Below are 19,116 nucleotides of genomic sequence, written 5' to 3' on the forward strand. Positions count from 1 at the left end.
GATGGCGATGAATTTCGAATTGACAGAAGACCAGCAAGCCTTTGTTGATACGGCTAAAGCGTTTGCTGATAAAGAGCTGGCGCCTAATGCGGCTAAGTGGGATGAAGAACACCACTTCCCAATTGAAGTGTTCCGTAAAGCCGGTGAAATGGGCTTTATGGGCATGTACACGCCGGAAGAGGCTGGCGGCTTTGGAATGAGCCGCTTAGATTCAGCGCTTATTTTTGAGCAACTGGCAGGTGGTTGTACCGCAACAACAGCCATGATGACCATTCACAACATGGTCACCTGGATGATTGGCTCGTTCGGCCAACAGTCTGTGATTGACCAGTGGGTACCAGAGTTGGTTACCGGTGAGAAGCTGGGCTCTTACTGCCTGACAGAACCTGGTTCAGGTTCAGACGCCGCCAGCTTACGTACCAGTGCGAAAAAAGATGACGACGAGTATGTTCTGAACGGCTCTAAAATGTTTATCTCCGGTGCCGGTGAAACTGACGTTCTGGTGGTTATGGCACGCACTGGCGAAGATGGTCCTAAAGGCATTTCTGCCTTTGCTGTACCGGCCGATGCCAAAGGTGTTATTTACGGTAAAGCCGAAGAGAAAATGGGCTGGAACGCCCAGCCAACTCGCTTAGTAACGTTTGAAGACGTTCGTATTCCGGCAGAAAACTTGCTGGGTAAAGAAGGCGAAGGCTTTAAGTTTGCCATGATGGGCTTAGACGGTGGACGCATCAATATCGCCGTTTGCTCTGTCGGTACCGCACAAGCGGCGCTGAATACCGCTAAAGCCTACATGCAGGAACGTACGCAATTTGGCAAGCCTCTTGCGGCATTTCAGGCGCTACAGTTTAAGTTAGCCGATATGGCCACTGAACTGGTGGCAGCCCGCCAAATGGTGCGTTTGGCAGCCAGTAAAGTTGATAACAACGACGCTGACAAAACCACCTATTGCGCTATGGCGAAGCAGTTTGCGACCGATGTTGGTTTTAAGGTGTGTAACGACGCACTGCAACTGCACGGTGGTTATGGCTACATAAAAGAGTATCCATTAGAGCGCCATGTGCGTGATGTTCGTGTTCACCAGATTCTGGAAGGCACGAACGAAGTCATGCGTATGATTATTGGTCGCCGTATGTTGGCGGATAACGACCGCGAAATCTTGTAAGGAGACTCCATGCAAGACGTTGTACTTTTTGAAGAACTAAACGCCGGTGACAAAGTCATCGGCGTTGCTACATTAAATTCCGAAAAATCACTGAACGCTCTGAGTCTGGCAATGGCTGAAAAGCTGCTACCACAGCTCAAGAAATGGGCAGATGACGACAAAGTGGCTTGTGTCTGGTTGCAGGGCGCTGGTGAAAAAGCCTTCTGTGCCGGTGGTGACATTGTCGCTATGTATAAAGCTATGCAGGCCGAGCCAGGTAAATTAGTGGAAGAGGTTGAAAACTTCTTTACCCAGGAATATCAGCTTGATTACTTTATCCAGACATTCCCTAAGCCCTTCATTTGCTGGGGTGACGGTATTGTCATGGGCGGTGGTATGGGCTTAATGAACGGGGCCAGCCACCGTATTGTGACTGAGCGCTCGTTACTGGCCATGCCGGAAGTGACGATTGGCTTGTATCCGGACGTTGGTGCTACCTACTTCCTTAATCGCATGCCACAAGGCTGTGGTTTATTCTTAGGTATTACGGGTGCAACGATGAACGCAAATGATGCGTTATATCTGAACCTGGCAGACCATTTCGTGGGTCACGAAAGTAAAGAAACGATTCTGACTCAGCTTAAAGAAATGGAATGGGGTAATACCTCCGCACTGAATAAGCAGAAAGTGACCGACTTATTAAGTTCAGTTGCCAGCAACGACACAACGGCCTTACCTAACCCTCAGGTTGAGCCACACCAGTCGCTTATTACAGAATTAACAGCCGGCAATGACATTGGCGATATTGTTACACGTATTGTGAATGATGAAACCGATGATAAATGGCTGGCGCGGGCGCGTAAGAATCTGGCAAATGGTTGCCCGTTTACTTCGCACCTGGTCTGGAACCAACTGCAGCAGGGCTCTGATCTGTCGTTGGCGGATTGTTTCCGGTTAGAGCTGACCTTGTCTTGTAACTGTGCGGTTCGTGGTGACTTTGCAGAAGGTATTCGGGCATTGCTGATTGATAAAGATAAGAACCCACAATGGCAGCATAGCTCGGTAGGCGAAGTACCAGCAGAAGAGGTTGATGCATTCTTTTTACCGCCCTGGGGCGAGCGAACGCATCCATTAGCCGATCTTGATAAATAAAACGAATTAACAAGAAGGAGTGCCTGTATGGCAACCGTAGGATTTATTGGACTGGGAAACATGGGTGGCCCTATGGCCAGCAACCTGGCAAAAGCAGGCCACACCGTTAAGGCTTTTGATTTATCGGAAGACGCGCTGAAAGCTATAGTTGCGGACGGTGCACAGGCAGCGAAAACAGCGGCTGAAGCCATCGACGGCGTTGAGTTTGTGGTGTCTATGCTGCCGGCAGACCGCCACGTAAAAGCTGTTTACCTTGGAGACGACGGTTTAATTAATAAACTGACCAAAGATCAGCTCGTTATTGATTGCAGTACCATTTCATCAGATACCGCTATGTATGTGGGTGAACAGCTCGAGAAAGCCGGTATTGCCTTTATTGATGCGCCGGTTTCTGGTGGTGTGGGTGGCGCGAAAGCCGGCACCTTAACCTTTATTTGCGGCGGCACAGAAACCAATGTGGACCGCGCTCGCACCGTGCTTAATGACATGGGGAAAAATGTTTTCCGCGCTGGTGATGTCGGTGCCGGACAGATTGCAAAAATTTGCAACAACATGCTGTTGTCGGTGTTAATGGTGGGTACTTCAGAAGCTCTGCAATTAGGTAAGGCGAACGGGCTGGACCCGAAAGTTTTATCGGAAATTATGCTGGCAAGCTCGGGTAGCAACTGGACTTTACAGGTTTATAATCCGTGTCCTGGCGTAATGGACAACGTGCCTTCAAGTAACGACTATCAGGGCGGCTTTTTGGTTGACTTAATGGCTAAGGATTTAGGCCTGGCGCAACAAACCGCGTTAGAAAGTGGTGCAGCAACGCCTATGGGGTCACTGACTCGTAATCTTTACCATAGCTGGTCTGAGCAAGGCCACGGTCGTCAGGATTTTTCCAGTATTTTTAATTATGTGGCACCTAAGTCACAGAAGTAACCTAAGAAACGAGGAAGCACATGCAAATTAAAGACAGTGTTATTGTTATTACCGGTGGTGCCCAGGGGCTGGGCCTTGCAATGGCTGAAGATTTCGCCAAACAAGGCGCTAAACTTGCACTTATCGATATTAACGGCGACGTATTAGGTGAAGCTCAGGAGCACTGCGAAAAGCTGGGTGCTGCCAAAGTAGTTGGCTATGAAGTTGATATTACTGACGAAGAGTCGGTAGAAACCGTGTTTGAACAAATTCAGCAAGAGTTTGATGGTATTGATGTGCTGGTAAACAACGCAGGCCTGCTGCGTGACGGCCTGCTGATTAAATTCAAAGACGGCGAACTGAAACAGAAGATGCCACTGCAGCAATTTCAGTCGGTTCTGGATGTGAACCTCACCGGTACCTTCCTATGCGGCCGTGAAGCCGCAGCGCAGATGGTAAAAGCTGGTAAGAAAGGCGTTATCATCAATATTTCCAGTGTCGCGCGTGCCGGCAACATGGGACAGACTAACTATTCCGCAACCAAAGCCGGTGTGGTTGCCATGACAGTCACCTGGGCTCGTGAATTGGGTCGCTACGGCATTCGTTGTGGTGCCATTGCGCCTGGCTTTATCGAAACCCCAATGACGGCGCAGATGAAACCTGAAGCGGTTGATCGCGCGTTATCTATGGTTCCGTTGAAACGTTGGGGGCAGCCAAATGAAATTGCTCACAGCGCTCGCTACATTATTGAAAATGACTTCTTCAGCGGCCGTGTGGTCGAGATTGACGGCGGCGTTCGTCTGTAAGTCACATTAGTTAAAGTAATGATAAATAGCCGAACAAAGGGCGTCTCTGTTATAGTGGTGGTTATCTACTAAACAGAGACGCTTTTTAGTTAATGGCATGCGGAAATTACCTCCCTTAAACGCACTTAAATCATTTGAAGTGGCAGCGCGTCACCTCAGTTTTACCAAAGCAGCCGAAGAGTTATTTGTGACCCAGGCGGCCGTCAGTCACCAGGTAAAAGCGTTAGAAGACTTTCTTGAGCTTAAGCTTTTTATTCGACGTAACCGCTCGCTGTTGCTGACCGAAGAAGGGCAGGAATACTACTTAGAATTACGGGATATTTTTGAGCAACTGGCGCAGGCTACCGATAAACTTCGGCTAGTGTCTGAGCGTGGGGCTTTGACCGTGTCGGTTCCACCCAGCTTTGCTATTTTATGGTTTGTCCCACGGCTCAGTAGTTTTCGCGAAGAACACCCTGATATGGACATACGCATTAAAGCCGTGGATGAAATTAGTGGGTCTTTGACGGACGATGTTGATGTTGCTATTTACTATGGTGATGGCCGCTGGCCCGGCGTAAAAGCTTACCAGCTGCATGAAGAATATTTATGGCCAGTCTGTTCTCCTTTGTTGTTAGACAAAGCCAATATTCAAGAGCCGATAGATTTATTCAAACAAACGCTGCTGCATGATGAAACCCGAAATGCCTGGAAGGATTGGTTTCAGTTGGTAGGATTGCCCCAGTATAAAGGCGATAACGGACCGGTATTCAGCCATTCCAGCCTGGCTTTGCAGGCGGCGGTTCACGGACAAGGCATTGCATTAGCGAATAATGTGCTGGTTAAATCCGAAATTGACAGCGGACATCTGGTTCGTATTTTTCCTCAGGCTTTGCAGCGGAATAAAGCCTTTTATCTTGTTTGTCGTGACAATCAGGCGGAGATAGGTAAAATCGCGACTTTCCGTCAATGGCTACTCGGTTTGGTTCAAAAAGAAGAGCAAGAGTTTAATCAATAATGCGCTATCAACAGCAGAATTTGAACGGAACCTTTCGTATTGTTTTTTTGCACGGTTCAGGCGGTGGACCGGATACAGAGTTTATGGATTTTTTTGCGGAGCAGGGTGCGGTGCTTGGCGCGGAAGTTGTGCGGCCAGATTTTCCTTATTGGGAAATGGTCCGGGAAACCGCTAAGCAACGACCTCCTAATAAAATGCCGGTATTGGTCGATGCAATTGACGAGCTGCTGAGTGAATTACAGAAAGATAGTAAGCCGTTAGTTTTGATGGGTAAGTCATTAGGAAGCAGGGTGATGTTGCGCTTAGCTGACAAGTACAGCGCGAAAGCAGTAATTGCTTTGGGTTTTCCGTTTCATCCGCCGCATAAGCCGGAAAAGTCACGTTTGGAAGAGCTGGAAATGACACAGGCTCCGGGCCTGATTTTACAGGGCACTCGGGACCCGTTTAGTAAGCCTCTTTTGAAAAGAGCGGAGCATGGGCAATGCGTGGAGCTACCGCACAACTGGCAGTTACAATGGCTAGAGGGTGCCGATCACGGTTTTGCCGCCACAAAAGCCAAAGCGGCGAATACGCCTAAGCTATGGCAAGAGGCGGCAGATGCTATTAAGGAGTTCATTCAATGAGTCAGTTATTTTTGATTGTGGCGGCCATTTTAGGTGGTACAGGCGTTATGCTGGGGGCTTTTGCTGCCCATGGGCTTAAATCGAAGTTAAGCGAAAACTTGTTAAGCGCATTTGAAACTGGTGTTACTTATCAGTTTTATCACGCCCTGGCATTATTTGCCTTAGCACTTTGGTTAAAGCAGTCACATTCGGTTTGGTTTGTTGCCAGCGGTTACTTATGGTTGGCGGGTGTAATTTTGTTTTCGGGCAGTTTGTATGCGTTAGCGTTGACGGGCATTAAATGGTTCGGGCCAATAACGCCGCTCGGCGGATTGTTATTTATTGCCGGTTGGCTCAGTTTGTTAGTTGGCGCAGTGAAGTTAGGAGCAGGTAGTTAATGAAAGACATCGTTAGCGGCAAAGGCAGTGGTATTGTATTACTGTGTCGCGCTGGGTTTGAAGGCGATTGTGCGGCTGAAATTCAGGATAAAACGGCAGAGCTGGGTGTTTACGGCTACTGTCAGACTCAACCTGATCAGGCCTATGTCACTTATAACTGCCAGCATGAAGAAGCGGAACACATTGCCCGTAAGCTGTCGCTTAAAGACCTTGTTTTTGCACGAGAAATGTTTGCCTTACTTGGTCCGGTAAAATTGGCCGGTATTGAAGATCGTGCGTCCGAAGTTATTGATGTGCTGAAACCTCACAGAGAAACTTTTGGTTTAGCGGGTGAACTGCGAGTAGAAACGCCGGATACCAACGAAGCTAATCAGCTATCAAAGTTTTGCCGGAAGTTCAGTGTTCCACTGCGCCAGGCCTTGCGTAAAGAAGAGCTTTTAAGTAATAAGCCTTTGGCTAAGCGACCTATGTTACACGTGTTATTTGTTAACTCGGCACATGCGCTGGTGGGGTATTCTTATAGCTATAACCAGACAGTGCACGAAGGCGGCATTGTTCGTTTACGTATGCCCAAAGAAGCACCTAGCCGGTCAACTCTGAAACTGGACGAAGCTTTCCAGGTGTTTGTACCTGAAAATGAGCAGGAAAAACGTGTTCACTCGGGCATGAAAGCCGTGGATTTAGGTGCTGCTCCAGGCGGATGGACTTATCAGTTAGTACGTCGTGGCATGATGGTGCAGGCGGTCGATAACGGGCCTATGGCAGAGTCTTTAATGGAGACGGGTCAGGTTAAGCACATTAAAGAAGATGGTTTTAAGTTTCGTCCTAAACGTAAGAATATTAACTGGTTGGTTTGTGACATGGTCGAAAAACCGGCGCGTGTCGGTGAGTTGATGACCAGTTGGTTATTGGAAGGTGACTGTGAAGAAGCCATTTTTAACTTGAAGTTGCCAATGCGACAGCGCTATGCGGCGGTGAAAGAGTATTTGAGTCAGATTACCGATAAGCTTCAGACTGAAGGCACCAAGCCTTTTGAAATTCAGGCTAAACACCTTTATCACGACCGTGAAGAAGTCACTGTACACTTACGTTGGCTGCCACGGAGCTAGCTCGTTTCGGCATAGCCATGAGAGCCATGGCCATGCCGAAAATCTTAAAGCCGGTCAATAACCGCCTGAGTAAAGTCTGTGGTGCCGTGTGAACCGCCTAAGTCGCGAGTTGTACGGTCGCCGCTGGCAATGACGTCGGCCAGTGCTTTGGTGATATTGGTTGCTTGTTCTTGCATTCCCAAATACTCAAGCATTTGAATCGAAGCCAGAATTACTGAGCTTGGGTTTGCCAGGTTTTTACCGGCGATATCCGGAGCTGAACCATGTACGGCTTCGAAAATGGCGCAGTTTTTACCAATGTTAGCGCCTGGTGCCATACCTAGCCCACCGACCAAACCAGCACAAAGGTCAGATAGAATATCGCCGAACAGGTTTGTGGTAACAATCACATCAAACTCTTCCGGGTTCATTACCAGACGCATACAAGCCGCATCGACAATCATTTCTGTCGACTCGATATCCGGGTATTCTTCTGCAATTTCACGAGCAACTTTAAGGAATAAGCCTGACGTTGACTTCAGGATATTGGCTTTGTGAACTGCCGTAACTTTTTTACGACCTTCGCGGCGCGCTGTTTCATAAGCAAACCGCACGATACGCTCTGCACCTTCGCGCGTGATTTTGCTCATAGCTTCAGCTTCATTACCATCTTCAGAGACTTTTTGTCCTAAACCCGAGTACATACCTTCGGTATTTTCGCGGATGGTGATGATATCAATATCTTCATAGCGGGCCTGAGTCCCTTTAAAGGACAATACAGGGCGCACATTTGCGTAGAGAGAAAAATGTTTGCGCAGGCTGACATTAATTGAAGTAAAGCCTTCGCCAACTGGGGTTGTTAATGGCCCCTTTAAAGTAACACCGTTACGTTCAATCGCATCAAGAGTATTTTGCGGTAATAGCTCTCCGGTTTTTTCCAAAGCAGTCAGGCCGGCTTCTACGTATTCATACTGAAAGTCACAACCCGCTTTATCTAAAATTGCGGTTGCTGACTTAACGATATCCGGGCCTATGCCGTCACCTGGAATAACTGTGATGGTTCTACTCATGAATTGCTTCCTTTAAACCGTGTTACAACAAAAAACAGGAACGGTCATTCTACCACCGCGTTGATAATACTGACTAGCTCTGTACTATTCACCACGCGAATAAGCACTATAACGGTGAGTAACAATGACTGTCGAAGGCTGCTTTTGTTTTAATTTTTGTCAATTGATCAGCATCGATTTTTAATTGCTGACAACTGGATTTTAGCAGGGATTTGACTGAGCTGCTTAATGATACATCGGGGTAATAAGTGCTTAAGGTCAAATAGTGTGACAAAAAGAAAAGGGCACTTAACTCATCATTTTCTTCTTTATCTGGATCTAATAGGCGCTCAGTAGCTGGAGGCAGCTGCCAGCGTTTGACCAACTGCTTACTCCGGCGAAAATCACTAATATCCAGCGCTGAGCCTACCCAACTGGTGCTGTAGCAATGCTCAACGTATTTAGGCCGAGGCCATTTAGCGGACTTTATCAGCTCTGGGTGTCGAAATAAGTCGGAACCTGAAAGTAAAGCCAGTAGCGGCGCCGGTGTGGGTAAATTAATGCTTGTGGTATCTGATAAACGCTGCAATAAAGTGGTTAATAAGCCGAGCTTTTGCATCAAATTTTTATGCAAAGGAATAGTGTTTAAAGAAAACTGGTGCTGCAGGAATGCAGTGGCCAGAATTACGGAAGCTCGCTTAGAACCCAGCCACAAGTATGCCTGTTTTAAATCCATACGGCTCGCTTCGCTGTAACCAATACGCTCACTTTGTTGGACTGCAGCGTGCAGACTATTGGCTAAAAAAGGAAGCTGGTTTACCTGTTGAATGACGGCATTCAAGGCGCCATTTGCATTTGCGTATCGATTAATCGCTTTTAACAGTGAACGCGGTGTTTGCTGTACTGAGCTCTGTTGCTCTTGTTTCATTAAGCGATGGCTACTCAGAGCGTTGAGTTGTTCATTCGTCAGAGCTCGATTGTTTATTTGCCAATTTCCTGACTCTTCCGGGCTCAGGTAAAATGGACTGTCCAACTTATGAATTAAGGCTACGACGGCATGCTTGCCTTCAAAGCCCAGCAATACGGCAGTTTGTTTGTTTTGTTCATTCGAAAACTTCTGGCCTGTCAGCCGCACTGAGAAGGTGTCTTGCTGGGTTAGAAGCGCCCAGAAACGATAGCGAAAGTCTCCATTTAATAACGGAAAAAACGCCAGGCTGGGTTCGATTCGTTTTAGCTGCACTTGAGTCAGTGCTTCAACCCAGTATCTAAATACAACGATATCGGGTGAGCTTAACGTCAATGTCTCTAAAGCAGAAAGCCACAGTGACTGTCGCAGCTGACGCTGTTTCCAATAGCCAGGGTCGGGATTAAGTTTTGCACTGATACAGGCCGCAGCCAGAATTCGGCGATAATGGGTGTGTAAAGACCACTGATAACCGCACTTTAAGGCGTTAACGCAAACGGCAAGTATCTCACTTATCGCGTGGTTGTCTTCCGGGTACTGTTGCTCGGCATAAATTGGAAGAAGCTCCGGCCAGCGGTTTTGCTGGTATTCCTCATCAATAAACTGAACTAAACGATAAAGCTGACGAATATCGTGTTGTTTCAGTAAATTACCGGCTTTTTCACAACACTCCGTCAGTTTATTCATTCGCGCCTCTGATTATCCTGATAGTCGCGGTATGAATCGTTACCCCAGGCGATGAGCTCATTGTCTCTGAAAACCAGAGGGGTACACTCATCTTTCGTAGTGATACCGTCAGAAGTCACGTGATGTGTACGATAAAACAATACTTGCATGTCACCTTTGGGTGAGGCTTTTGCTTCGTTGATATCCGGGGAGCCCAAAATTCGGATAACGCTGTCTTTGGACATACCGAGATCCAACTGACCAATTTGTCTGGCGTTGTAGGTTTCCCGTTCCTGCCACTGCAAATCGGCGGGGTCAGCCTGATAAAGCATCAGTACTGCCCCGACAATAGCCAGATAACTTACGGCACCAATAGCAAGTATGACAAAGACTTTATTTTTCATAAATCCTTCAGTCAGTAACAACCTTATAACAAGGATGATACACCGAACCCGGCAGTTTCATACGACCCTGTTCGACGAATGCTCTTAACAATACGTCAAGTCGCTTCATTAACTGTTTTTCACCATGAATAGTAAATACGCCTTTTTCTCTAATTTGGCGAATACCATCGTCTTTCACATTACCGGCAACAATGGCAGAGAAAGCGCGACGTAAATCAGCGGCAAGTTCTTCTTTGGGCTGCTCTGGATGCAGGTTAAGCGATGAAACATTTTCATGAGTCGGATAAAAAGGACGCTGAAAGTTTTCATCGATAAAGAGGGTCCAGTTAAAGTAGTAAGCATCGCCTGAGTCACGGCGATACTGTTTTACCGCCGCCATGCCGGCGTGCATGTGCTGAGCGACACCGGCAGGGTCTGCGATAATAATACGGTAAAAACCGCGGGCGTCTTCGCCTAACGTATCGACGATAAAAGTATCTAAAGCATCAAAGTAGTCTTTAGAGCTTTCGGGACCTGTCAAAATTACGGGCAAACTTTGTTGTTGGTTTTTCGGGTGCATCAAAATGCCAAGTAAATACAACAGTTCTTCTGCTGTACCCGCGCCACCCGGGAAAATCACAATTCCGTGCGCGCAGCGCACGAAAGCTTCCAAACGTTTTTCAATATCAGGCAGAATAACCAGCTCATTGACAATAGGATTAGGTGGTTCTGCTGCAATAATCCCGGGTTCTGTAAGGCCTAAGTAACGGCCACTGCTAATACGCTGTTTAGCGTGTCCGATAGTAGCGCCCTTCATTGGACCCTTCATTGCTCCGGGGCCACACCCTGTACAGATGTTGAGGCCTCGTAAACCGAGTTGATAACCCACTTCTTTGGTGTATTTATACTCGTTTTCGCTAATAGAGTGGCCGCCCCAACACACGACCATGTTAGGTTCTTGCATGGCCTGAATGGTACGTGCGTTTCGCAGGATATCGAACACAACGTGGGTCAGAGTTGCACTGTCAGCGTCTTTTAACTCTTCTTCAGAATAGCGTTCGCCGGTAAAAAGAATGTCACGTAATACAGACTCGAGCAGTTCACGTATTCCGACAATCAGTTCGCCGTCAACAAAGGCTTCGGCGGGTGGTTCTATAAGTTCAATTTTAATGCCGCGCTCTTTGCGAATAATGTTAACTGCAAAGTCTTTGTATTTATCGTAGATTTCAGCACTGCTGTCGGTGTTACTACCGGCATTTAAAACCGCAAGACAGCAGTTACGGAATAATTTATAAAGTTGGCTGTTTGAGGACTGCTTTAAACGCTCTATTTCGAGCTGTGACAAAAGAGACATACTGCCTCTTGGAGAAATGCTTGCTCTCATTATGTTTTCATACTCCTGTAAAAACGATGACTCGGCGTCATCCTTGTGCCGGCGTTGGTCGTGCGTCTTGTTTCTATTTCGCTTTCATGACCTTATTGCGCCCGCTATTTTTTGCATCATATAGAGCTTTATCTGCTCTTTCGAAAACCGCTAATGGCGTATCTTCGTTGTATTGACACTTCGCTATTCCTGCTGAAATAGTAATACGAATGTCTTCACTTTTAAATTTAAACGGAATAGTTGCAACTTTTCCCCGTGCATTTTCGATGTGCTGATAAGCTTCCCGATCATCCGAACAGAATATAATAGCAAACTCTTCGCCACCGTAGCGACAGACAAAACCAGACTCTTTGAGTGCTTTGCTGAGGGTTCCAGCAATAACTTGCAGAGTTTTATCGCCGGCAATATGACCGAAGTTATCGTTAATATTTTTAAAGTGGTCGACGTCTATTACCGCGATAGTAAGCTGTGTCTCACCTTTTACCCAACGCTCAAACTCAAGGTTCAGGCGTTCCTCAAAAGCCGACCGGTTTGGTAACTTGGTCAGATTATCCTGTAAGCTACGAAACTGCTGTTTTGCTAATTCTTTTTTGTAGTACTCGACCTGAGCTTCGGTATCCCTTAGCTGCTGCTTTATTTCCAGCGTGTTGCTGTTAAAGTTTTCACGCTCTTCATCATGCAACTTCAAGTGTTGATTCAGCGTTTCACTTAACGTCTGTAATTGCTTGCCAACGGACTCTTTTAAATCATAAAGCTCACAGGCATCGGTGACACAAGCACTAATTTCTGAGACGCCATTTTTCAGTTTTTGATTCAGATGAACGCGTTGGTCAGCGTAGTCTGAAGAATGATTAATAGTTTTACCCAGCACACTTTGAACCGATTCCAGCGAAACATTCAGTTGCTTTAAGAAATGCTGTGCCGATTTTCGTTCATCATTAATGTTACTGAAAACTAACCGCATGATTTTTAAAGTGATGGCGAGCAGAGTTTCACTTGTCTGCGGTTTTTGCAGGGCAACTTTCATTTGTCGCAGAGTATCGGCAGCGTTTCCTGAAAATTCAACTTCGCTTAGTAAGTCGAGCAATTGGCTCTGGTACTGACTAACCTGTGTCTCTGTCTTAACAGCAGGCTGTTGATAAGAAAGTGCCAGTAACTGGTTCATCAACGGAAGATAGTGAGAAACCGTCATTGTCGGTTGCTCAAATTCGCTGGCGACACGCTGCAGTTTAGAGCGGCTGTTATTATCGTGCGGTTTAATTGAAGTCAGCGCCTGGCAGATGCTTTCGTTGGTTAGCTTTAGCTGTGTCTGCAAACGAATGGTATGCTGCGATATTGCGTCGCTAAGCTTCTGCATAATTGGCTCGAGAACGGCCGCAGAAGCATTCTGCTGCAGGTGTCCGCGCAGCTTATGCAGCAGAGTGTCCAGCTCCGTATCAACACCACTTAACGCTAAGCAAAGATCATTCACAAAATTTGAGTATCTTTGTGAGTCACGTAAATAGTCATCTTCTAATTGCTTACGAGACTGGATGCTCTGTTGCAACTTTTTGCTAAGATGCTGAATCTTTTCATGTGGTGTTTCAGGTACTGCCAATGCTCACCTACCCAATACTGAATGCAATAGCTATGATACGAAAATTATTACTATAAAGTCTAACCTATCTGAATTTATTTACTATTGGTGAATTGTGGTAGTCTTTGCAAAAACAGACTAACAAAAAACTCGAAATTAACGGAGACTGACTGTGCGTAAGAGCTTATTGGCTGTTGGTGTTATGTTAGCCCCTTCAGTAGTATTGGCAAATACCGATTATAAAATTGACCTGACGCAACCAGAACACCATAAAGGTGAGGTTTCAATTACTTTTCCGGCCAGCGAAGAAAAGTTCCTGGATATAAAAATGCCAGCCTGGAGAACAGGTTATTACCGAATTTTAAACTTGGCGAATGGCGTGCGCGACTTTGAAGTGCGCAGCAATGGTGAAGAACTGCGTTGGGAAAAAGTTGATAAAAGTACCTGGCGCATATACCTGCCAGAGCAAAGCGGTGAGGTTACCGTTGATTACGAAATCTATGCGAATCAGTTGGGGCGTCGTAGTCGCCATATAGACGACACTCACGCTTATTTGGATGCATCTGCCGTATTTATGTATGCCGACGCGTGGCGCAATGAACCAATTTCAGTTTCTCTTGACGTTCCTGAGAACTGGAAAAGCTACTCGGGAATGGAGCGCCAGGGAGATCATCAGTTTACTGCCCAGAATTGGGATGTATTTGTTGATTCCCCAATAGAGACCGGTATTAACACGCACTATGCATTTACTCAGGATGAACGGAACTACGAAGTGGTGTTCTGGGGGGAAGGAAATTACGATGCTGAAAAGACGGTTTCAGATTTAAAAAAGCTGGTGGGAACTGGTGATTCTATATGGAGTGATTATCCGTTCGAGCGTTATGTGTTCATGATCCACGCAACAACTGGTGCCGGTGGCGCAACGGAACACAAGAACTCCACGGTAATTCAGCGACCACGTTATAGCTTTGCCAGCCGCGATGACTACCTGTCTTTTATGTCGACAGCATCGCATGAGTTTGTTCACACCTGGAACGTAAAAGCATACCGCCCCAGTGGTTTAGTTCCTTATGACTATCAAAAAGAAAACTACACAGATTTATTTTGGATAGCAGAAGGCTCCACCAGTTATTTCCAGAATCATCTGTTGTTACACGCAGGCATTATGGAACCGTCAGAATACTTTGAACGTGTGGCCACAAGTATTGATCGGCACAAAGCGAAACCGGGGCGTGAAGAGATGTCGGTAGCTGAGGCGTCATTTGAAGCATGGATAGACCAATACGGTGACAGGGCTCATAACGACTCAGTTAATATTTATTCAGAGGGGGCGCTGGTTTCCTGGATGCTGGACAGTGAACTTCTGGAAACAACTGAAGGTGAAGTGAGTTACCGCGATGTTCATAATGAACTCTATCAGCGCTTTGATGCTGACCATGAAGGTTTTACTGCCGCGGATGTATTAACCATTCTAAAAGAGCTGACAGGCCGCTCCTGGCAGAACTGGTGGCAGAATAATGTTGAAACGCCTGCCGATATTCCGTTTGAAACCATGTTGGAACGAGTTGGTTTGGAACTGGTTTATGAGAAAGATGACGAGCCAGAAGTGTGGGCAGGCTGGAATGCTAATGACACAAGCGGCGGTATGGAACTGACTCGTGTTAGTAAAGGAAGCCCCGCGTGGGAAGCTGGCTTTACCCCCGGTGACGTTATTATCGCCTTTGACGGACACAAAGTGGTTGATGGTCGTTTCAGCGATGCTTTTAAAGAGTATGAGGCAGGAGAGTCTATAACTGTTACGTTCTTCCGTCGTGACCAGTTGCATGAAAAAACCTTGAGCGTGAAAGCCAAACCCGCCACAGATGCGAAAATTGAGCCTGTGGATGAGCCAACGGCTGAGCAACAGGCCCGGTTTCTTCAATGGTTACAAATTCCTCATCCTAATGCCTAAGGTTTTATTGTCGAGCCATGCGCTGCATCTGCAGCGCTGGTTCGAAGTCCGAACGAAATGGGTTTATGTCGAGGCCTCCGCGGCGAGTATAGCGGGCATAAACCGTCAGTTTTTTCATCCCCAGCGCCTTTAAGTCCTGATAAATACGTTCAACGCATTGTTCGTGGAATTCATTGTGGCGCCTGAATGAGACCAAATACGCCAATAATGACGCATGATCCAACTTGGGCCCCTGGTAATGAATATAGACGGATCCCCAGTCGGGTTGGTTCGTGATAAGACAGTTAGACTTCAACAGGTGACTGTGTAGCTTCTCTTCTGTCTCATTATGCTCCGTTATTAATAATGACGGCTGGTAGTCATATTGCGAAATTGTGATGTCCTGCTTATCAATACAAAGACCGGGAAAGGTTGCAATGGATTCACCTTCTAGCTCAGACAAGGGCTTTAAGGTAACACTGACCCTGGCTCCGGCACATGCAGATAAGTCCTTTTCCATAACTACCTGAACCTCTTGCCAGGAGCCAAAATGAGAGTCATTGAAACTGTTTAAATAAAGCTTAAAGGACTTTGATTCAATGAGATTCGGACTTTCCGCAGGCACTTCAAAGTAACCGACAGCGACTTGTGGCAAGCCATTTGAGTTCAGCCAGGATATTTCGTAGCCAGTCCATAAGTCGACACCGGAAAAAGGCAGCTTACCAACAAGACCAATGGGCTCACGATTCAGCGAGCGGGGGACAGGTTGTAGCTGCTTCGGGTCATATTCACTCGGGTAGTCTGTGCTTTGCCCCAGCGATAAGTGGTCGAGTGCGTGCTTCTTTGGCATTTAAGTCGCTCCGTAAGTACAATGCCCTTATTGTAAATTTTCTTAGGTGTAAGTGCCAGATGAAGACGTTAGAAGAAACTATCGATGCCTTAATGGAGCGTTATCAAAATCAGGTTCCTGTCCGTTATACGGAGTATGTAGAAGAGTGGAGCAGTCCAATATATGGCGAGGTTATTGATGACGATACGGTTGAATGGACACCGTCTTTACAAGCTAAGCCTCTGGCTTTTGATGAGCTGGAAAAAGCCTTAGAAACAACCTTCCATGACAGCATTAAAGCGCTATTTGGGCGCTGGTATGCGGGCGACCTGGCGCTTTCTTATCAGGGACATCCGATACATTTATTACAGATCCAAAGTGAAGAAGATGGTGAGCGGTTGTTGGCAAATATAACCGGACATATTTTAATGAAACGCCGGTTAAAACAGCCAGAAACGGTGTTTATTGGGTTAGGAGCAGATAACGACGACTTATTGTTGTCGATAGATAACCACAGCGGTGCTATTGGACTTGAATGGGTGGGGAAGGAACAGCATGAAGTCCTTGCCGACTCTTTGTCTGGGTGGCTCAATGAATGCGAGCCTAAAATTAGTGAAAATAACGATTAATTAGCAAATTAGCAAAACCTGAAAAATATAAAAAGAATAAAAACATAGAGTTACGTTTTGGCCTGAAGCTTGCTTTAAATGAACTGCTGAAAATATATTGAAGCAAACTTATTAATAAAATAATCAGGAGAACATGAAGCATGCTGACGGTATGACGACCCGTGATGAGTGCACGGCTATTGTGTTCATTGACGATACCCTGGCAGGTACCGGAGAAATGGCTCTCGACAGGATCCCGAAAAATGGTTAACTTGGTGTTATAAAAAACTAATCAGTGGTTGTTATGCAAGGCTTAACCGAAAAAACAGAAAGTGAAATCGATAAGGCAAGTGAGAACAGCAGCGAGCATATTCAGGGAGAGCTTGTCTATCTTGTTGCCGAAGATCTTAAATTAGCGGCTTCGCTTTTGTTTCAGACTTACTATGACGATGAATTGTTGCAAAAGATTTTTCGGGCCGATAAGCCGGATTACGAAAAGCGTCTACGAGCCGCAATTCGTGAAGATCTGAATGCGTTTTGGGAAAGTGGACAACCCATTATTGGTATCCGTGACGGCGGCACACTATTAGGTGTCGCCTGTCTCACCCGTCCTGGTAAGAGCTTTGGTCCTGGTCGTTTTTGGCATTGGCGCATTAGTATGCTGCTGACTGCAGGTTTTTTAAGTACCCGACAGGTGCTTGAAAAAGAGCGTCTTATTCAGCAAGCGATGCCCGATGTTCCCTACCATATGTTAGCTTTTATTGCCGTAGCGCCGCAGTATCAATCTCAAGGGGTAGGGCATTTATTGGTTGAGGCTGCTAAAACGGTATTTGAAGAAGATCCTGAATCTCAGGGCATTGCAGTTTACGTCACCCGCTCTGATTATCAGGCATTTTTCAAGAAGCGCGGTTACCGTTTGCAGGCCCAGATAGAAGTTGAAAAGCTACCCGGTGAAGTACTCTTTTACCCTAGGCAAGAAGATTAAAGCTAATGAGTTATTCCAGTTTTAAAGAGTTTTACCCTTACTACTTGCAAGAGCACTCTGACAAGCGTTGTCGGATCCTACATTATATTGGCAGCACCCTGGTGTTGGCTGTGTTAGTTTACGCTTTGGTTAGCGCTAACTATTGGTGGTTGCTGGCTTTGCCGATTATTGGTTATGGATTTGCCTGGCTGGGTCACTTTGTGTTTGAGAAGAATAAGCCAGCCACTTTTCAGTATCCTTTATATAGCTTACTGGGTGACTGGGTTATGTATAAAGATGCCTGGGTTAAATTATTGACCGGGAATTCGAAACGGCGGTAACTCAACACCAACTAAGCGCTGGTTATGAAGGGTTAGTTCTCCTTCATAACGAGTTTCTCCGTCGCTGCTAAACCCCATTTTAAATGTACTTCGCCAGCCCGGCTGGCTTCCTTTAAAAGACCATCGGGTATCCTCACGACGAATATCCAGAAACTGCAAACCTTGCTGTTTACAATAAAAAACAGCGTGTTTCTGCGCGCTTTCCGACTGCTGGCGATGTTGCCAGAAAACCCATACTGCGGTTGCCAACCCGAGAAAAACAATAACATCAAGTAAGTTCATCAAGCGCTCCGGGTTTGCTGTTTTAATCGGTTTAAAGCTTCGCCAACGGCTTCCGACTGTTTCTGCTGTGCCAATATAGACAGAAGCAGGGGACGTATATCCGGTAAGGCAATAATGTCCTGAAATAACGCATCAAACAGGGCGTTATCCAGTGAAGCGATTGCATCTAAATAGCTTAACAAGCTGTGCTCATCGTTAAGTACGGGCCATAATCGGGCGGCGACAACAACCAGTTGGTCAGCGTTTGCATCAGGAATGGTCTCGTTGACGGACTTTTGTACGCGCGGGTGAGCTGCAACGGAAGCTAACGCTCTCAGGCTGTCTGTACAAAGCAGTGCATCATTGCTCTTAACATGCTCAAGCAATGAATCTCGTAGTCGTGGCGTGATGTTTTGCTGTTCAAGGGCAACGGCGAGCGGCTGTCTTACCGCTTTAGGGTAAGTCGAAAAATGTGTTGCTATGGCTTCGCTCAATTCTGGCAGTTGCTCTAACCGGGCTGCACAGTCGTGCAGGCCTTGTAAGCCAATTTGCTGCCAGTCAATGTCAGCTTCCGGTTGTTTTAAGTAAGCTTCCGCGGTCTCAAAGTGAATTGACGGTGACAGCTTTAGCTGACGCTGAACCCGTGCATGCAACGCAGCCCGCTGATGCTCATTAGGTGTGAGTAAATAAGGATTCTGCTGCAGTTGCTTTTGTTGCTCCTCGGTCATCTCACCGGTAATTTCGTGGCCCAATGCGTTAACCACATATTCAAGGTATTGATTACGTGCCGCTAAATTTAAAAGCCCGCGCTCATCCAGAGGGAACTGCAAAAACCAGATGAAAGGCTGCTGATCATGCTGCTTATGCTGAAACAATATCGCCAGTTGAGCCTGTCTGGCTATCGGGTAGGGGTAAGGACGTTGCTGGTGCTCAATAGCAGCAAAATCATCCTGAGACAGTTCAGTAAGGCATCTGCCAATATCAAAAATTTTGTACTCTGCTTGGCCGGCTTGCAAAAACTCACCCAAGGTGGTGATGGTCGGTGCTGACACAGGCGCTCCCTTTTTGCTT

General features: G+C 46.5%; 21 protein-coding genes. 13 read left to right on the forward strand and 8 right to left on the reverse strand.

The window, feature by feature from the left end:
* Positions 1–7 precede the first annotated feature (7 nt).
* From ACP7FG_RS00390 to rlmM, 8 genes are all read left to right on the forward strand, one after another.
* Complete coding sequence (locus ACP7FG_RS00390; RefSeq protein ID WP_439225194.1) at positions 8–1,165, forward strand: acyl-CoA dehydrogenase family protein; 1,158 nt, start codon at positions 8–10, stop codon at positions 1,163–1,165.
* Positions 1,166–1,174: 9 nt separating this feature from the next.
* Positions 1,175–2,296, forward strand: coding sequence for an enoyl-CoA hydratase/isomerase family protein (locus ACP7FG_RS00395; RefSeq protein ID WP_222235475.1), 1,122 nt, complete (start codon positions 1,175–1,177; stop codon positions 2,294–2,296).
* Positions 2,297–2,323: 27 nt separating this feature from the next.
* Positions 2,324–3,220: a 3-hydroxyisobutyrate dehydrogenase gene (mmsB, locus tag ACP7FG_RS00400; protein ID WP_054488201.1), complete on the forward strand. Its 897-nt coding sequence runs from the start codon at positions 2,324–2,326 to the stop codon at positions 3,218–3,220.
* A gap of 20 nt (positions 3,221–3,240) precedes the next feature.
* On the forward strand, positions 3,241–4,005 hold the full coding sequence (locus tag ACP7FG_RS00405) for an SDR family oxidoreductase (protein WP_054488200.1): 765 nt from the start codon (positions 3,241–3,243) through the stop codon (positions 4,003–4,005).
* Positions 4,006–4,102: 97 nt separating this feature from the next.
* Positions 4,103–5,002 carry a transcriptional regulator GcvA gene (locus tag ACP7FG_RS00410; protein ID WP_054488199.1) on the forward strand — a complete coding sequence of 300 codons (900 nt, stop codon included), beginning with the start codon at positions 4,103–4,105 and terminating at the stop codon, positions 5,000–5,002.
* A complete protein-coding gene (locus tag ACP7FG_RS00415; RefSeq protein ID WP_439225195.1) occupies positions 5,002–5,625 on the forward strand; it encodes an alpha/beta family hydrolase in 624 nt (207 codons plus the stop codon). The genes ACP7FG_RS00410 and ACP7FG_RS00415 overlap by 1 nt, the downstream gene beginning before the upstream one ends.
* On the forward strand, positions 5,622–6,002 hold the full coding sequence (locus ACP7FG_RS00420) for a DUF423 domain-containing protein (protein WP_054488196.1): 381 nt from the start codon (positions 5,622–5,624) through the stop codon (positions 6,000–6,002). Before ACP7FG_RS00415 ends, ACP7FG_RS00420 begins: the two co-directional genes overlap by 4 nt.
* Entirely contained in the window at positions 6,002–7,111 is a 1,110-nt protein-coding gene (gene rlmM, locus ACP7FG_RS00425; protein ID WP_054488194.1) for a 23S rRNA (cytidine(2498)-2'-O)-methyltransferase RlmM, read from the forward strand. The genes ACP7FG_RS00420 and rlmM overlap by 1 nt, the downstream gene beginning before the upstream one ends.
* A gap of 44 nt (positions 7,112–7,155) precedes the next feature.
* Here the strand turns inward: rlmM and ACP7FG_RS00430 are convergent, their stop codons facing one another.
* The 5 genes from ACP7FG_RS00430 to ACP7FG_RS00450 all read right to left on the reverse strand — a co-directional run bounded on the left by ACP7FG_RS00430 (position 7,156) and on the right by ACP7FG_RS00450 (position 13,133).
* Positions 7,156–8,160 carry an isocitrate dehydrogenase gene (locus ACP7FG_RS00430; protein WP_199494893.1) on the reverse strand — a complete coding sequence of 335 codons (1,005 nt, stop codon included), beginning with the start codon at positions 8,158–8,160 and terminating at the stop codon, positions 7,156–7,158.
* 106 nt (positions 8,161–8,266) lie between these two features.
* Positions 8,267–9,790, reverse strand: coding sequence for a hypothetical protein (locus ACP7FG_RS00435; protein ID WP_439225196.1), 1,524 nt, complete (start codon positions 9,788–9,790; stop codon positions 8,267–8,269).
* A complete protein-coding gene (locus tag ACP7FG_RS00440) occupies positions 9,787–10,173 on the reverse strand; it encodes a DUF3192 domain-containing protein (protein ID WP_222235471.1) in 387 nt (128 codons plus the stop codon). Before ACP7FG_RS00440 ends, ACP7FG_RS00435 begins: the two co-directional genes overlap by 4 nt.
* A gap of 7 nt (positions 10,174–10,180) precedes the next feature.
* Positions 10,181–11,536, reverse strand: a complete 1,356-nt coding sequence (gene ppnN, locus ACP7FG_RS00445; protein WP_271331281.1) for a nucleotide 5'-monophosphate nucleosidase PpnN — start codon at positions 11,534–11,536, stop codon at positions 10,181–10,183.
* Positions 11,537–11,609: 73 nt separating this feature from the next.
* Positions 11,610–13,133 (reverse strand): diguanylate cyclase, encoded by a 1,524-nt coding sequence (locus tag ACP7FG_RS00450; RefSeq protein WP_439225197.1) that lies wholly within the window; start codon positions 13,131–13,133, stop codon positions 11,610–11,612.
* A 151-nt stretch (positions 13,134–13,284) separates the two neighbouring features.
* On the opposite strand from ACP7FG_RS00450, the gene ACP7FG_RS00455 reads away from it, so the two are divergent.
* The gene (locus ACP7FG_RS00455) at positions 13,285–15,063 is read left to right on the forward strand and encodes a M61 family metallopeptidase (protein ID WP_439225198.1); all 1,779 of its coding nucleotides are present in this window, start codon (positions 13,285–13,287) and stop codon (positions 15,061–15,063) included.
* Positions 15,064–15,067: 4 nt separating this feature from the next.
* Here ACP7FG_RS00455 and queF read toward each other — a convergent pair whose 3' ends face one another.
* Entirely contained in the window at positions 15,068–15,892 is an 825-nt protein-coding gene (queF, locus tag ACP7FG_RS00460; protein ID WP_222235469.1) for an NADPH-dependent 7-cyano-7-deazaguanine reductase QueF, read from the reverse strand.
* Positions 15,893–15,951: 59 nt separating this feature from the next.
* On the opposite strand from queF, the gene syd reads away from it, so the two are divergent.
* The 4 genes from syd (at position 15,952) to ACP7FG_RS00480 (ending at position 17,784) form a co-directional block, all read left to right on the forward strand.
* Positions 15,952–16,500, forward strand: a complete 549-nt coding sequence (gene syd / locus ACP7FG_RS00465) for a SecY-interacting protein (protein WP_224797298.1) — start codon at positions 15,952–15,954, stop codon at positions 16,498–16,500.
* Positions 16,501–16,633: 133 nt separating this feature from the next.
* Entirely contained in the window at positions 16,634–16,750 is a 117-nt protein-coding gene (locus tag ACP7FG_RS00470; protein ID WP_439225199.1) for a DUF3192 domain-containing protein, read from the forward strand.
* Between the two features lie 33 nt (positions 16,751–16,783).
* Entirely contained in the window at positions 16,784–17,464 is a 681-nt protein-coding gene (locus ACP7FG_RS00475) for a GNAT family N-acetyltransferase (protein WP_222235466.1), read from the forward strand.
* A gap of 5 nt (positions 17,465–17,469) precedes the next feature.
* Positions 17,470–17,784, forward strand: coding sequence for an Mpo1-like protein (locus ACP7FG_RS00480; RefSeq protein ID WP_439225200.1), 315 nt, complete (start codon positions 17,470–17,472; stop codon positions 17,782–17,784).
* Here the strand turns inward: ACP7FG_RS00480 and ACP7FG_RS00485 are convergent.
* Together ACP7FG_RS00485 and ACP7FG_RS00490 are read right to left on the reverse strand one after the other, a co-directional pair.
* A complete protein-coding gene (locus ACP7FG_RS00485; RefSeq protein ID WP_199494887.1) occupies positions 17,755–18,066 on the reverse strand; it encodes a DUF3301 domain-containing protein in 312 nt (103 codons plus the stop codon). The two genes, ACP7FG_RS00480 and ACP7FG_RS00485, sit on opposite strands and share 30 nt — an antisense overlap.
* Positions 18,066–19,097, reverse strand: coding sequence for a DUF3549 family protein (locus tag ACP7FG_RS00490; RefSeq protein ID WP_439225201.1), 1,032 nt, complete (start codon positions 19,095–19,097; stop codon positions 18,066–18,068). The genes ACP7FG_RS00485 and ACP7FG_RS00490 overlap by 1 nt, the downstream gene beginning before the upstream one ends.
* Positions 19,098–19,116: the final 19 nt, after the last annotated feature.

The organism is Idiomarina sp. ST10R2A5, from assembly GCF_051842325.1.
Lineage (GTDB): Bacteria > Pseudomonadota > Gammaproteobacteria > Enterobacterales > Alteromonadaceae > Idiomarina > Idiomarina abyssalis.

What these genes read in the sequence shown, in the direction of transcription:
- ACP7FG_RS00390 (WP_439225194.1), top strand. Translation starts at nt 8, where the DNA reads ATGAATTTCGAATTGACAGAAGACCAGCAAGCCTTTGTTGATACGGCT.
- ACP7FG_RS00395 (WP_222235475.1), top strand. Translation starts at nt 1,175, where the DNA reads ATGCAAGACGTTGTACTTTTTGAAGAACTAAACGCCGGTGACAAAGTC.
- mmsB (WP_054488201.1), top strand. Translation starts at nt 2,324, where the DNA reads ATGGCAACCGTAGGATTTATTGGACTGGGAAACATGGGTGGCCCTATG.
- ACP7FG_RS00405 (WP_054488200.1), top strand. Translation starts at nt 3,241, where the DNA reads ATGCAAATTAAAGACAGTGTTATTGTTATTACCGGTGGTGCCCAGGGG.
- ACP7FG_RS00410 (WP_054488199.1), top strand. Translation starts at nt 4,103, where the DNA reads ATGCGGAAATTACCTCCCTTAAACGCACTTAAATCATTTGAAGTGGCA.
- ACP7FG_RS00415 (WP_439225195.1), top strand. Translation starts at nt 5,002, where the DNA reads ATGCGCTATCAACAGCAGAATTTGAACGGAACCTTTCGTATTGTTTTT.
- ACP7FG_RS00420 (WP_054488196.1), top strand. Translation starts at nt 5,622, where the DNA reads ATGAGTCAGTTATTTTTGATTGTGGCGGCCATTTTAGGTGGTACAGGC.
- rlmM (WP_054488194.1), top strand. Translation starts at nt 6,002, where the DNA reads ATGAAAGACATCGTTAGCGGCAAAGGCAGTGGTATTGTATTACTGTGT.
- ACP7FG_RS00430 (WP_199494893.1), bottom strand. Translation starts at nt 8,160, where the DNA reads ATGAGTAGAACCATCACAGTTATTCCAGGTGACGGCATAGGCCCGGAT.
- ACP7FG_RS00435 (WP_439225196.1), bottom strand. Translation starts at nt 9,790, where the DNA reads ATGAATAAACTGACGGAGTGTTGTGAAAAAGCCGGTAATTTACTGAAA.
- ACP7FG_RS00440 (WP_222235471.1), bottom strand. Translation starts at nt 10,173, where the DNA reads ATGAAAAATAAAGTCTTTGTCATACTTGCTATTGGTGCCGTAAGTTAT.
- ppnN (WP_271331281.1), bottom strand. Translation starts at nt 11,536, where the DNA reads ATGAGAGCAAGCATTTCTCCAAGAGGCAGTATGTCTCTTTTGTCACAG.
- queF (WP_222235469.1), bottom strand. Translation starts at nt 15,892, where the DNA reads ATGCCAAAGAAGCACGCACTCGACCACTTATCGCTGGGGCAAAGCACA.
- syd (WP_224797298.1), top strand. Translation starts at nt 15,952, where the DNA reads ATGAAGACGTTAGAAGAAACTATCGATGCCTTAATGGAGCGTTATCAA.
- ACP7FG_RS00470 (WP_439225199.1), top strand. Translation starts at nt 16,634, where the DNA reads ATGAAGCATGCTGACGGTATGACGACCCGTGATGAGTGCACGGCTATT.
- ACP7FG_RS00475 (WP_222235466.1), top strand. Translation starts at nt 16,784, where the DNA reads ATGCAAGGCTTAACCGAAAAAACAGAAAGTGAAATCGATAAGGCAAGT.
- ACP7FG_RS00480 (WP_439225200.1), top strand. Translation starts at nt 17,470, where the DNA reads ATGAGTTATTCCAGTTTTAAAGAGTTTTACCCTTACTACTTGCAAGAG.
- ACP7FG_RS00485 (WP_199494887.1), bottom strand. Translation starts at nt 18,066, where the DNA reads ATGAACTTACTTGATGTTATTGTTTTTCTCGGGTTGGCAACCGCAGTA.